This is a genomic window from Williamsia sp. DF01-3 (assembly GCF_023051145.1).
Taxonomy (GTDB): Bacteria; Actinomycetota; Actinomycetes; order Mycobacteriales; family Mycobacteriaceae; genus Williamsia.
The window spans coordinates 4,701,319-4,714,303 of record NZ_JALKFS010000005.1 but is presented as its reverse complement, the minus strand read 5'-3'; the positions used below and the strand labels follow the sequence as shown (position 1 = coordinate 4,714,303).

13 protein-coding genes and 1 pseudogene are annotated in these 12,985 nt (G+C 65.6%); 9 read left to right on the top strand and 5 right to left on the bottom strand.

Going from position 1 to position 12,985, the window contains the following annotated elements:
* The first annotated feature begins 14 nt into the window (after positions 1–14).
* Positions 15–584 (top strand): PaaI family thioesterase, encoded by a 570-nt coding sequence (locus MVA47_RS24135; RefSeq protein ID WP_247210171.1) that lies wholly within the window; start codon positions 15–17, stop codon positions 582–584.
* On the opposite strand, the gene radA is transcribed toward MVA47_RS24135, so the two are convergent.
* Both radA and MVA47_RS24125 read right to left on the bottom strand, forming a co-directional pair.
* Positions 581–1,978: a DNA repair protein RadA gene (gene radA / locus MVA47_RS24130; RefSeq protein WP_247210170.1), complete on the bottom strand. Its 1,398-nt coding sequence runs from the start codon at positions 1,976–1,978 to the stop codon at positions 581–583. The genes MVA47_RS24135 and radA overlap by 4 nt on opposite strands.
* Before the next feature lie 46 nt (positions 1,979–2,024).
* Positions 2,025–2,654 (bottom strand): hypothetical protein, encoded by a 630-nt coding sequence (locus MVA47_RS24125; RefSeq protein ID WP_247210169.1) that lies wholly within the window; start codon positions 2,652–2,654, stop codon positions 2,025–2,027.
* Positions 2,655–3,012: 358 nt separating this feature from the next.
* Between MVA47_RS24125 and MVA47_RS24120 the strand changes: the two genes are divergently transcribed.
* From MVA47_RS24120 to rlmB, 5 genes and pseudogenes are all read left to right on the top strand, one after another.
* The gene (locus tag MVA47_RS24120) at positions 3,013–3,501 is read left to right on the top strand and encodes a CarD family transcriptional regulator (protein ID WP_030172741.1); all 489 of its coding nucleotides are present in this window, start codon (positions 3,013–3,015) and stop codon (positions 3,499–3,501) included.
* Between the two features lie 18 nt (positions 3,502–3,519).
* Entirely contained in the window at positions 3,520–4,188 is a 669-nt protein-coding gene (gene ispD, locus MVA47_RS24115; RefSeq protein ID WP_247210168.1) for a 2-C-methyl-D-erythritol 4-phosphate cytidylyltransferase, read from the top strand.
* The gene (gene ispF, locus MVA47_RS24110; RefSeq protein WP_247210167.1) at positions 4,185–4,649 is read left to right on the top strand and encodes a 2-C-methyl-D-erythritol 2,4-cyclodiphosphate synthase; all 465 of its coding nucleotides are present in this window, start codon (positions 4,185–4,187) and stop codon (positions 4,647–4,649) included. The genes ispD and ispF overlap by 4 nt, the downstream gene beginning before the upstream one ends.
* An 11-nt stretch (positions 4,650–4,660) precedes the next feature.
* A pseudogene (cysS, locus tag MVA47_RS24105) lies at positions 4,661–6,048 on the top strand (cysteine--tRNA ligase).
* Between the two features lie 95 nt (positions 6,049–6,143).
* On the top strand, positions 6,144–7,103 hold the full coding sequence (rlmB, locus tag MVA47_RS24100) for a 23S rRNA (guanosine(2251)-2'-O)-methyltransferase RlmB (protein WP_247210166.1): 960 nt from the start codon (positions 6,144–6,146) through the stop codon (positions 7,101–7,103).
* Between the two features lie 44 nt (positions 7,104–7,147).
* On the opposite strand, the gene MVA47_RS24095 is transcribed toward rlmB, so the two are convergent.
* Both MVA47_RS24095 and MVA47_RS24090 read right to left on the bottom strand, forming a co-directional pair.
* A complete protein-coding gene (locus MVA47_RS24095; protein ID WP_247210165.1) occupies positions 7,148–7,876 on the bottom strand; it encodes a hypothetical protein in 729 nt (242 codons plus the stop codon).
* A 182-nt stretch (positions 7,877–8,058) separates the two neighbouring features.
* Positions 8,059–8,829: an alpha/beta fold hydrolase gene (locus MVA47_RS24090; protein WP_247210164.1), complete on the bottom strand. Its 771-nt coding sequence runs from the start codon at positions 8,827–8,829 to the stop codon at positions 8,059–8,061.
* Positions 8,830–8,922: 93 nt separating this feature from the next.
* On the opposite strand from MVA47_RS24090, the gene MVA47_RS24085 reads away from it, so the two are divergent.
* The 3 genes from MVA47_RS24085 to MVA47_RS24075 are packed head-to-tail and all read left to right on the top strand — an operon-like array spanning position 8,923 to position 11,494.
* Positions 8,923–10,485, top strand: a complete 1,563-nt coding sequence (locus MVA47_RS24085) for a carboxylesterase/lipase family protein (protein ID WP_247210163.1) — start codon at positions 8,923–8,925, stop codon at positions 10,483–10,485.
* A 41-nt stretch (positions 10,486–10,526) separates the two neighbouring features.
* Positions 10,527–10,985 carry a MaoC family dehydratase gene (locus tag MVA47_RS24080; RefSeq protein ID WP_030172773.1) on the top strand — a complete coding sequence of 153 codons (459 nt, stop codon included), beginning with the start codon at positions 10,527–10,529 and terminating at the stop codon, positions 10,983–10,985.
* Between the two features lie 14 nt (positions 10,986–10,999).
* Positions 11,000–11,494 carry a DUF2599 domain-containing protein gene (locus MVA47_RS24075; protein ID WP_247210162.1) on the top strand — a complete coding sequence of 165 codons (495 nt, stop codon included), beginning with the start codon at positions 11,000–11,002 and terminating at the stop codon, positions 11,492–11,494.
* Here the strand turns inward: MVA47_RS24075 and MVA47_RS24070 are convergent.
* The gene (locus tag MVA47_RS24070) at positions 11,483–12,880 is read right to left on the bottom strand and encodes an FAD-binding oxidoreductase (RefSeq protein ID WP_247211052.1); all 1,398 of its coding nucleotides are present in this window, start codon (positions 12,878–12,880) and stop codon (positions 11,483–11,485) included. The two genes, MVA47_RS24075 and MVA47_RS24070, sit on opposite strands and share 12 nt — an antisense overlap.
* Positions 12,881–12,985 lie beyond the last annotated feature (105 nt).

The window sequence follows — 12,985 nt, the reverse complement described above, 5'->3', positions numbered from 1 at the left end:
TAGATTAGCTGTCTGTGAAAACAACTTTCGTGCTGCCCGATGAGCTGGTCCCGGCAAGCCGTTCGGCCAAGGCCCCGGCGCCCGGTGAAGTGGTGCGGGCGCACAACCCGATGTGCTTCGGCTGCGGTGATCGCTCGGAGGCCGGTCTGCACATGAAGGCGATCGCGGGGGAGGGCACCGACGTCACCGCCCGGATGCAGGTGGAGCCCCGATTCGAGGGCGGCCCCGGCGTCATCCACGGGGGCATCCTCTCTACCGCGTTCGACGAGGTGATGGGTCTGACGCACTGGATGGTGGGCGCGATCGCGGTGACCGCGCACCTCGAGATCGACTTCGCCAAGCCCATCCCGGTGGGCAGTGAACTACGGCTCGAGGCCGAGACGGTCGGCACCGTTCGGCGCAAGCTGTATTCGCGTGCCGTGGCCTACCTGGGCGACGACACCGAGCCCGTGGGCGCCGCACACGCGATCTTCGTGCAGATCAAGCCCCTGGAGCACTTCAAGGACAGCTTCGAGGCGAGTGGTGCGGCCGAGTTCTACGGTGAGCGCATCGCCCGCCGCGACCGGGGAAGCAGCAGCGTCTAGAACCGGTAGGGGCTGGCGGGACCTTTCAGTGCCGTTCGCATGGCGGTCTGCAGATCGGCCACCTGGGTGATCTTCATGCCCGACGGCAAATCCATCGAACCGGCGGGGACGATGGCGTGTTTGAAGCCGAGTCGCTTGGCCTCGGCCACCCGTTTGCCGACGCCGGCCACGCGGCGCACCTCGCCCGCGAGGCCGATCTCGCCGATGGCGACCATGGACCCGGGCAACGACCGGTCGGCCAGGATGGAGCTGAGCGCCAACGCGACCGAGAGGTCGGCCGCAGGTTCGCTGAGCTTCATCCCGCCGACGGTGGCCACGTAGACGTCCTGGTCGTGGGTGGGCAGATGGGCGCGAGCCGAGCAGACCGCCAAAATCATTGCGACCCTTGCCGAATCGAGTCCGACAACCGCACGCCGCGGGTTGGCCAGACTCGATTTCGAGACCAGTGCCTGCACTTCGCCGACCAGCGGCCGTTTGCCGTCCATGGCAACGGTGATCGCGGTTCCGGCGACGCCGATGTCTCGGTGATGCAGGAACAGTCCCGACGGGTCGGTGACCTCGTGGATGCCGTCTTCACGCTGTTCGAAGCAGCCGACCTCATCGGCCGCGCCGAACCGGTTCTTGATGCCGCGGACCATCCGCAGGGTCGAATGCTTGTCGCCCTCGAACGAGAGGACCACGTCCACGAGGTGCTCGAGCGAGCGGGGGCCGGCGACCGTGCCGTCCTTGGTGACGTGCCCGACCAGGATCACCGCGATGCCCGAATTCTTCGCCAGTGAGGTCAAAGCCGTTGTCACCGCACGGATCTGGGTGACACCACCGTTCACCCCGTCGACGTTCTGGGCCACCATCGTCTGCACCGAGTCGACGATCATCAGCGATGGCATGACCGCCTCCGCGTGACCGAGCACCGCGCCGAGGTCGGACTCCGCGGCGAGGAAGATCTCGTCGTGTACCGCCCCCGTGCGTTCGGCGCGCAGACGCACCTGGCCCGCGGACTCCTCGCCGGTCACGTACAGCGCGCGTTTGCCTTGCAGCGCCCAACGTTTGACGGTTTCGAGCAGGAGGGTGGATTTGCCCACGCCGGGTTCGCCGGCGAGCAGCATGACCGAACCGGGGACCACGCCGGTGCCGAGGACGCGGTCGAGTTCTCCGATGCCGGTGGGAAATGCTGCGGTGTGGCTGACGTCGATCTGACTCATCGGCCGGGCGGGTGCGCTCGGGATGGTCGCGACCGTGGCGGACTTGCCGCCGCCTATGCCCGCTCCACCGCCGGTGGCCATGGCGACCGCGTCGACAGAACCCCATTCACCGCATTCCGGGCAGCGGCCCACCCATTTCGCGACCTGGTATCCGCAGGCGCTACATCGATATGTCGATTTGGGTTTGGCCACCGCGCAACTCTAGCCACGGTGACCGACACCGAACCGCCGGAGCGGACTAGTGGCCTCCGCCGTGGTCTTCTTCGACCACGCCGCGGGCCTTGTCCTGACGGGGCAGCAGTGGCCCGGCGTCGACCGGGACGTTGAGGGTGGTCTCACCGGCCTGCTGGAAATCGAAGGTCAGCGGGACCGTGAGGCCCGGGGTGATGGTCTTCGCGGCGCCGGTGATGGTGACGGTGATGCGCTTCTCGCTGGGGTCTTCCGGTTCTGCGCTGGTGGTGAGCAGCAGTCCCGGGGTGCCGGCCCGCAGCGATTTGGTGGCCGGGATCTCGGTGGGACCGTCGATGGTGACCTTGCCGTCGCCGTTCGCGAACTCGATGCTCTCGAGCTTGTCGGCGACGTCCGGGCTGGTGTTGGAGATCAGGAACGACATCTCGAGCGGCCCGCCGTTGGCGAAGGCCACATCTCCGGACTTCGGGAAGACAATCGCGACGTCGCGCAGGGCGAGCGGGCCGACGGTGGCCGAGTTGCCGTTGACGGCGGAGGCCTGGTTGGCGGTCTGCGAGGTCTGGCCCGCACCGCACGCGGTGGTGCCGAGTGCCAGACCGGTCGCGATCGCCCCGACGGCGATGGCCGAAGCCACCCGGCGTCGCCGGACATTACGGGCCGGCCCAAACTCTCGTTCCACCGAAACTCTCTCCACTGACACCGGTTTTCCTCCGAGGTAGGTCCTGATGCTGCGCCCGCTCGTCAGTCGGCTCAGGTGGCCCGAGAACCCGCTCAGGTCGACTGCGCAGTGCGTGCACTACGGAGCGTAGTGGGCCGGTCGCGAGAAATCGCGATGGGGTGCCGAAATCGCCGTGGAGAGCGTTCGAGATCGAGGTACCCCGCGAGCCGTCGATGAGGGAGTTCGGGCAGTGTCCCAGCACACTTTTCAGGCATCGTCAAGGCTTGGCGGACCATGCCTACGTCGCTGACCTGCATCGTTGTCCGATGACGCGGAAGGCACCGTGGTAGACTCGGGGAATGGAAAGGGGCATGAAACATTGAATTTCAAAGTTGGTGACACCGTTGTCTACCCCCATCACGGTGCTGCCTTGGTCGAAGACATCGTGATCCGGACCATCAAGGGTGAGGCTGTCGAATACCTCGTCCTCAAGGTTGCGGACGGCGACATGACGGTTCAGATTCCTTCCACAAAGCTCGAATATGTGGGTGTACGCGATGTGGTCGGAGAAGAAGGCCTCGGAAAGGTGTTCGATGTGCTTCGCGCACCGCACACCGAGGAGCCGACCAACTGGGCTCGCCGCTTCAAGGCAAACCAGGAAAAGCTGATCTCGGGCGACATCATCAAGGTTGCCGAGATCGTGCGCGACCTCTGGCGTCGTGAGCAGGACCGTGGTCTGTCCGCTGGTGAGAAGCGAATGCTCACCCGTGCGCGCCGCGTCCTCGTCGATGAACTCTCGCTCGCGCAGAACACCAACGACGAGAAGGCCTCCATCATTCTCGACGAGGTTCTCGCCGCCGCTTCGTAGACCGGGCATCTGGTCGTCTTGGCATCTACTGTCGCGCTGATCCCGGCTGCCGGTCGCGGAGAGCGGCTCGGTGCCGGATTGCCCAAGGCATTCGTCGACCTCGCAGGCCACTCCATGCTGCATCGCGCTGTGCGTGGTGTGCAGGCCAGCGGGGTCGTCGAGCATGTCGTGCTGTCCGTCCCGGCCGGTCTCGTAGACCAGGTCCGGGCGGACTTCCCCGAAGTGACCGTGGTGGCAGGCGGCGCTCAACGAGGCGACTCGGTGCGAGCGGCTCTTGCCGCCGCCCCCGCCGCAGACGTGGTCTTGGTCCACGATGCGGCCCGCTGCCTCACCCCGCCGACGTTGTTCATATCCGTCGTCGAGACCGTGCTCGCCGGGGCCCACGCCGTGGTCCCGGGGACTCCCGTCACGGACACCATCAAGTCCGTTGATTCTGCCGGTGTGGTCACCGGAACCGTCGACCGCACGAGTCTGCGTGCGGTCCAAACTCCTCAAGGCTTCGATTTTGATGTCTTGACCTCGGCATACGCCAACGCTGACGCCGACTTCACCGACGACGCCGGGCTCGTCGAATCCCATGGCGTCGCCGTTCACACCATCGCGGGAGATCCATTGGCTTTCAAGATCACCACCCCGTGGGACCTCCGCTTGGCCTCCTGGTTGCTGGCCGATGAGGCACGAACGTGAGGGTGGGCATCGGTACCGACGTCCACCCCGTCGAGCAGGGCCGGCCGTGCTGGATGGCCGGGCTGCTCTTTGCTGAAGCGGATGGCTGCGCCGGTCACTCCGACGGGGATGTCGCGGCGCACGCCCTGTGCGATGCCCTCCTCTCGGCCGCTGGACTCGGCGATCTGGGGTCGGTGTTCGGAACCGGACGTCCGGAGTGGGATGGCGTCAGCGGCGCCCGCATGCTCGGCCACGTCCGCGAACTCATCGAATCAGAGGGTTTGCGCGTCGGGAACGCGGCGGTGCAGGTGATCGGCAACAGGCCGAAGATCGGGCCCCGCCGCGCAGAGGCACAGCAGGTGCTCACCGAACTCCTCGGCGGTCCGGTGTCGGTGTCTGCCACCACCACAGATGGCCTCGGACTGACCGGTCGCGGTGAGGGCATCGCCGCCGTGGCCACAGCGCTGCTGCTTGACCAGTAGGATTGCCGATCGTGACCCTGCGCCTCTACGACACCGCCGCCCGAGATGTACGTGACTTCACGCCACTGCGTCCTGGCCATGCGTCGGTTTATCTGTGTGGCGCCACTGTGCAGGGCATTCCTCACATCGGTCACGTGCGCAGCGGCATCGCGTTCGACGTCCTGCGCCGCTGGCTCACCCACGAAGGCTACGACGTCGCGTTTGTGCGCAACGTGACCGACATCGAGGACAAGATCCTGACCAAGGCCGCCGATGCGGGCAGGCCGTGGTGGGAATGGGCGGCCACTCACGAGCGCGAGTTCAGCTGGGCCTACGACCAGCTGGGTGTGCTGCCACCGTCTGCCGAGCCGCGGGCGACGGGGTTCATCACCCAGATGGTCGAGTACATGGAACGCCTCATCGACCGCGGTCACGCCTACGCCTCCGACGGCAACGTCTACTTCGACGTCCAGAGTCTTCCCGAGTACGGCTCGCTGTCCGGTCATCGCCTCGACGACGTCCATCAGGGCGAGAGCGCCGGGACCGGGAAACGCGATCCACGCGACTTCACCCTGTGGAAGAGCGTGAAGCCAGGCGAACCCTCATGGCCGACGCCGTGGGGCCGCGGGCGCCCGGGATGGCACCTCGAATGCTCGGCGATGGCCACAACCCTTCTCGGTCCGGAGTTCGACATCCATTGCGGGGGATGGATCTGGTGTTCCCGCACCACGAGAACGAAGTGGCCCAGAGCCATGGGGCGGGAGATCCGTTCGCCCGCTACTGGTTGCACAATGGCTGGGTCACCATGGGTGGTGAGAAGATGTCGAAGTCTCTCGGCAACGTGGTCGCCATCCCGGCGATGCTCCAGCAGGTCCGGGCTGTGGAATTGCGTTACTACCTCGGCAGCGCGCACTACCGGTCGATGCTCGAATACTCACCACGTGCTCTCGAAGACGCCGCCGAGGCGTACAAGAGGCTCGAATCCTTTGTGCACCGGACGGTTTCGCGCGTCGGCGATGTTCCCGTCGGTGAGGTGACCGCCGAGTTCGCAGCCGCTTTGAACGACGACCTCGGAGTGCCTGCGGCACTCGCGCAGGTTCACGGAACGGTCAAGGCGGGCAACACTGCCCTCGAGAGCGGTGACCACAAGACCGCACTGGAGTCGGCATCGGCGGTGCGAGCCATGCTCGACGTGCTCGGCGTAGACCCATTGGCAGAGAACTGGGCGGACAGCCGCGATGACACTTCGCTCACCGCTGCGCTCGACGTTCTCGTCCGGGCAGAACTCGACCGCCGCACCGCCGCTCGGGCGGAGAAGAACTGGGCTGTGGCTGACGAGGTGCGCGACCGGCTGGCCAAGGCCGGGATCGACGTGACAGATACACCGGATGGACCGCAGTGGTCGTTGACGGACAAGTGAAACGACACAGAACATGGAGTCCGACCGGTGAACCACGAGGCAACGGCCAGAACCACGGGTCAATCGGCCCGACCTACCGAAGGGGCTGGTAACTGATGGCCGGCAATTCCAAACGCAAGGGCGCCATCCGCAAGGGTGGCACCAAGAAGGGGCAGACCGTCGGATCCGGCGGTCAGCGTCGGCGCGGTCTCGAAGGCAGGGGGGCGACCCCGAAAGCCGTTGACCGGCCTTACCATTCGGCACACAAGCGAGCCAAGGCCGCGGCGAAGACCTCGTCTGCCGGTGCCGGTCGTCCGCAGCGCAAGGCTGCCGTCGAAGGACCTGAATACGTCCTCGGGCGCAATCCGGTGGTCGAATGCCTGCGGGCGGGTGTTCCCGCCACCGCGCTGTACGTGGTGCTGGGCACCGACGCCGACGAGCGGGTCACCGAAGCCGTCCAGATCGCCGGCGACAAAGGCATTGCGATCCTCGAGGTGCAACGGCCCGAACTCGACCGGATGAGCTCGAACGGCATGCACCAGGGCATCGCCCTGCAGGTACCGCCGTACCGCTACGCCCATCCCACCGACCTGATGCAGCAGGCCATCGACAGCGGTCAGCCTCCCTTGCTGGTGGCCCTCGACAACATCACCGACCCGCGCAACCTCGGCGCCGTGATCCGTTCGGTTGCCGCATTCGGCGGACACGGTGTGGTGATCCCGGCTCGCCGCAGCGCCTCGGTCACCGCTGTCGCATGGCGCACCAGTGCGGGTGCTGCCGCACGGCTGCCCGTCGCGCAGGCCACCAACCTCACCAGAACACTCAAGGAATGGGCTCAGTCGGGTGTGCAGCTGGTCGGTCTCGACGCCGACGGCGACGTCACCCTCGACGACTACGACGGTTCGGGTCCCACCGTGATCGTGGTCGGTTCCGAGGGCAAGGGGCTGTCGCGGCTGGTTCGCGAGTCGTGTGACTCGATTCTGTCCATCCCGATGGCCGGCGACGTCGAAAGCCTCAACGCGTCGGTCGCCGCCGGGGTGGTGCTCGCGGAGTTCGCGCGTCAGCGCCGTTCCTGATCCGCTGATTTTGCGGAACCCACCGAGTTCGGGGTTGGGCGGGGTTAGTTCGCCGGTAGAAGCCTGCCCATCGCGATCTTCATCGCCACACCGACCACGATGATGACGATGCCGACTGTGGTGCTGAGCGAATCGGTGACCAGACCGGCGACACCGGTGACGATCACGAAGATCGGTACCCAGTCCCACAGACGCGCCAGCGACTTCGGGCTGACGTCTTCGCCGCGTTTCTGGGCTTCGCGGTCGGTTGCGTAGTCCGGATAGAACTCGGTGAACGACAGCGCAAAGATCGTGCCGGCGAGTTGGATGATCCATCCCGTCCAGAAATTCCCGGAGTCGTCGAGTACGGCGTCGCCGTAGAAACCGGCCACAGCCGCCAGCCCGAATCCGAACACCCATGACCACGTGATCATGTAGTTGATGTGGAGAAACAGGGGGTTCTTCCACAATTCCTCTGGCGTGCTCTCTTTTGCGTACTGCAATGTGAACGGTTGGCGGATGAGGATCGAACCGAGAGCAAACGAAACCAGGGCGATATTTGTCATCTCGCCGCCCCAATGCTCGAGCCATTTGATGACTCCGTCGGAGCCGAACTGGGCGAGCAGAACAAGAGCCGCGAAGTAGGTGACGTCGAAGGCCTCCAGGAACTTGATGGAGGTGCCGCGGCGATGGCCGCCGAGCACCAGCAACAATGACAGCCCGAACGCAGCGGCCGCGGCTTCCTCGAAACGCCCGGGCCCGGTGATCAGCGCCATCAAGATCCACGGCGACATCCCCGCGAATGGTGAATCGAGAAATGCGGAGAGTATCCGTCGGGATTTCGGTTGCTCGATCACCGGGTGTGCTGCAGTGTCTCGATCGTGCGGACTATCGGTCACGGTGGGCCCAATCTGGCGTCGATGAGTATTTCGACGTGATCGTAGCGCTGAATTGATTGTGCGACAGTGAAAGCGCTTCAGGCGGGATCGGCCTTCAGGAAATTGAGTATCACCGGGTTGACCACATTCGGGGTTTCGATCGGGACGAGGTGGGTTCCGGGGAGAACGGCCAGCCGCGCATTCTTCAGGTTCGCCACCATGTCCAGGCTGTGCTGCACGGTCACCTCGTCGTGGTCGCCTTGCAACACCAGCGTTGGCGCGTTCACCGCTGACAGGGACGTCAGGTCCATCTCGGGTTCGTTCGCGATCATCGTGGTGGTCTTCTCGAATATGACCGGGAAATGCTCATCGCCGTCGGGCGAGGTCTCCGCGTAGTCCGACCGCAAGAACTGCACTATCTCCGAATCGATGTCGTCGAGGGAGTCGAGCAAACCGCCGCTGGTTCGTCCGGACGAGTTCAGGTATTGCCCCAGGACAATCATCCGGTTCACCAGATCGGGACGTTTGAGGGCCACAAGAAATGCGATGACGGCACCGTCGCTCCAGCCGACCAGGTGCGCCGGCCCGCCGACGATCTCGTCGAGATATGCGATGGTCTCTTCGGCCATGTCCTCGTAGTGGAACTCCTCGGTGACGTCGGCGCTGTGTCCGTGACCATGACGCTCGGGCGCGTAGACCGTGTACCCGGCGTCGACCAAGGGCTGGAACTGTCCGCCCCAGTCCGCGGCCGAGGAGAACGCTCCGTGCAGCAGGACCACTGCGTCGCCTTCGCCGGCCACCTGATGCCACACCGGCGTGTCGGCAGACGGGTGGTTTATTTTGACGTATCCGGTGTACTCGGTGGTCATGCGCTCGAGTTTTCCAGATCACCGGCCGTGTCGTGTTGCGAATGAGCGCGATAGCGGGCGAGTGACCGCTATTGGACCGATAGGGTCGAAATCATGGTGAGTACTAGTACGAGGGTGACCCTGTCCGACGGGGTCGTCGAGGGTGTTCGCGACGGCGACATCGTCCGCTGGCGCGGCATTCCGTTTGCTGCACCCCCAGTTGGTGACCTGCGACTGCGGGCACCTCAGCCGGCGATCGGATGGGAAGGTGTGCTCAAGGCCGACAGCTTCCGGAACGCTGCGCCGCAGAATCCGAAGTATGCGCTGGTCGAGCGCGGACGCAAGCAACCTGTCAGCGAAGACTGCCTGACGGTCAACGTCGTGGCACCGGCACGCACGTCGAACAAGCCGCGGGCGGTGATGGTGTTCATCCACGGCGGCGCGTACATCCTCGGATCCACCGCCACGCCGCTCTACTACGGCCACGACCTCGTCCGGCGCGGCGACGTGATCTTCGTATCGATGAACTACCGGCTCGGTCCGCTGGGCTACGGGGACTTCACGAGGTACTCGACCCCGGAACGCCCATTCGAGACCAATCTCGGATTGCGTGATCAGGTGGCCGCGCTGCAGTGGGTGAAGGACAACATCGCCGACTTCGGAGGCGACCCCGACAACGTCACGATCTTCGGGGAGAGCGCCGGTGGTAACGCCGTCACCACGCTGATGGCCACACCGGCAGCCGGCGGGCTGTTCCACCGCGCCATCGCCGAGAGTTCTGCGCCGATGCTGACCCTGCACCAGCACTACGCACAGCGATTCGCCGACAAGATGGGCGAACTGCTGATCGCCGACACCGGCATCTCGGACGTGGCCGAGGCCCTGGCCTCGGCGTCGCTGGCCGAGATCGGCCGCGCCGGGCACCGCTTGGCCAGGTGGGTCACCCGGGACACCCCTGGGCTGCTGCCGTTCGGGCCCGTCGTAGACGGGGACTACCTGCCCGTGGCGCCCGTGGAGGCCTTCGCCGACGGTTCGGCCCACCAGGTGCCGATGATCATCGGCACCAACAAGAACGAGGGAACACTCTTCAAGCGCCTGCCGCAGGGCATGCTGTCCACCGAAGAGGTCATCACGGAGATGTTCGCCAACACCGAACCCGACGCGCAGGACCGCATCACGGCTGCCTACAACGGTTACCCCAGTCCTCGATCGATGGTGCAGTTCGGTGGCGATTACATCTTCTGGGTGGGCAGTGTTGCTGTGACACAAGCGCATTCCGAGCACGCGCCCACCTACGCCTACCGATACGACTACTCGCCCAAGGTCATGAGGTGGATGGGGCTCGGGGCCACCCACGCGTCCGAACTGCTTGCGGTGTTCGGCATCTACCGCGGTAAGGCCGGTCGGTTGCTGACCCAGCTCGGTGATCGGCGAGATGCCCTCCGCGTCACCGGTGAGGTGCAGGATCAGTGGCTGGCGTTCGCCAAAACCGGCGAGCCCCTGTCCAGTTGGCCCCGTTACACACCGAAGGTGCGCGCCACCAGAATCTTCGACAAGCACTCCTATGTGGAGGTGGACCCGATGCGGGCACGGCGCGAGGCATGGGACGGGTTCGGCGACTACGCTGCGAAGATCCCCGGCGCCGAAGCCGCCGAGGAAACCCTTGAGAACGTGTGACGGCCGCACGTCGGTGAATATCTGAAGCTGGGGAGATGCGAATGCGTGTATTTGGCTCCGCGACCGAGGTTTTGACTGCTGTCGGTAGCGAGTTGGGCAGCAGCGAATGGATCACGGTGACCCAGGAGCGGGTTGACCAATTCGCTGAGGCGACCGGTGATCACCAGTGGATTCACGTGGATGTCGAACGCGCAAAAGCAGAGAGCCCCTACGGCGGCACCATCGCCCACGGGTTCCTGAGCCTGTCTCTCCTTCCGATGCTGGGCGCGCAGATCTACGGGTTCGAGGGTGTGAAGATGGCCCTGAACTACGGCAGCAACAAGGTGCGTTTCCCGTCCCCGGTCCTGGTCGGGTCGAAGGTTCGGCTCACCACCACCCTCGCCGAGGCGACCGACCTCGGCGACGGTGCGATCCAGATCGTGTTCGGTCACACGCTTGCCGTGGAGGGCACAGCCAAACCTGCGGTGGTCGCGGAGATGGTTGTCCGGGTTGTGTTTTGAGGCGTGCAGCATGGTTGGGAACACTCGCCGCGGCGATGATCGTGGTCGCCGGATGCGGCGGGTCTGATCCCGACCCGGCGGTGACCACCGAACCGGTTACCGATGGGTCGACGACAACAACGGCCCCGACAACCTCAGCGCAGACGAACACAGCGACTACGGCCGCGGCCACACCGTCCACCCCCGTGTATCTGCCGCCGTTCATCGACCACGTCGCCTGGACGCAGACCGAGCAGGGCCCGAGTCTGCAGGTGTTTCCCACCGAGTCGGGACGCAACACGCAGGGCACCAGCGATCTGGACGCCAGCTGGGCCGAGGTGGTCGCGCTCGACCCCACGGCCGACACCCCGGGGATGCGCGACCAGTACGCCTGCCACTGGCGGTTCGCCCGGATAGTCGACCCCGACAAGACGAGCTGGAACCTGGAACCGTGGCGCCCCGTGGTCACCGAGTCGGAGATGATCTCGACCCGCTGCAATCCCGGCGGCGCCGAGGAATCAATTCCCTGACGTCGTCACCGACCGGACCACCTGACCGACACGCAGCAGTCCGTGGGGATCATGTTGCTCTGCAAGGGCTCCGAGCCACACCAGGGTGTCTTCGTCGTAGCATCGCGCCAATCGGGCCGGTCCGGTACCCGGAGCGAAGTTGGGCAGCTCACCCACCGACCACGGCGCCACGGCGTCCAGTACGGCGCTCGCGTGGGCGGGCACGTGTTCGGCAATCGGTGGAACGAGCGCACCGACCACCATCAGGTTGAATGACGCGCTGCGATGGCAGAAAGCGCTGCGTTGGGCTGCCGGCCGCGACATCGCACCCCCGAGCAACCGGAGTTCGACGACCACCTGCGGCGAACCCGATTCGGGGCCGGTGAGAGCGATGAGGGCGTCGATCGCATCGTCGCTCAGCTCGCCGAGCAGTGTGCTGCGCTCATGCGTCGGCATGGGGTCGACGGGATCGGCGTGGATCGCCCCCATCGCCGCGTACGGCATGGGCGCCACCGCGTCGATCAGTGGTGTCGCGGCGGTGCGGATCGGCGCGAACAGGGCTTCGGCAGCGGTCGGCTCTGCGAGTGATGCGTAGCGGACCGCGAGCGTCAACCTGCCGGCCAGCTGCGGCGGAACGCCTGGCAACGGCGGCAACTGCAGTAGGGCGATCGAGGTGTTCGTGTCCTCGGGAAGAGCCGCACTCCAGTCGCGCCAGACCCGCAGCACGTCGGCAGCGTCGGAACCATCGAAGTACACGGCGCCACCGTAGATTTCCGATATGGGCAGCAGCTCGATCTCGACCGAGGTGACGATCCCCAGTGTGCCTTTCCCGCCGCGCAGGCCCCAGAACAGCTCGGCATGGTTGTCGGGGGTGACCTGCAGGACCTCGCCGCGCCCGGTGACCAGTTCGAAAGAACGGACATGATCGGACGACAGACCCACGCTGCGCACCAGTGGGCCGATGCCGCCGCCGGTCAGGAAACCGATCACACCCACGTGGGGCGCTGAGCCGGCCAGGGCCGCGAGGCCGTGCGCTGCGGCCGCATCGATGACCTGCTGCCACCGCACGCCGGCGCCGACCCTGGCCGTACGTGTCTGCGGATCCACCACGCAGCCGTTCAACTCGGCGGTATGCACCAGGATCGTGCCCGAATCGATCGGCAGAGCGCCGTGCCCGGTTGCCTGTACGGCAACGGTCAGCCGGCGACGCTCGGCCACGCGCAACGTGGCCGCGACATCGGCGGCCGAGGTCGCGAACACAACTGCGCACGGCTCTGACGGCACCGAGACGTTCCAGGGCGTCGCGCGCGTGTAGTCGGGATCAGCAGGCCCGGCGACCACACCGGACACGGCGGCGCGCAGTTCGGTGGCCGGGTCGGCGTGGGTGCTCTCGGTGGTCGTGGTCATCGTGTGCGGACGCCTCTCGTCATCGGGGAAGTCGATGGCAACAGGTTGCGTCACATCACTTGGCATCTGCTTGGTGACGAGTCCAAGGAAACGTCAAGAAGTGGA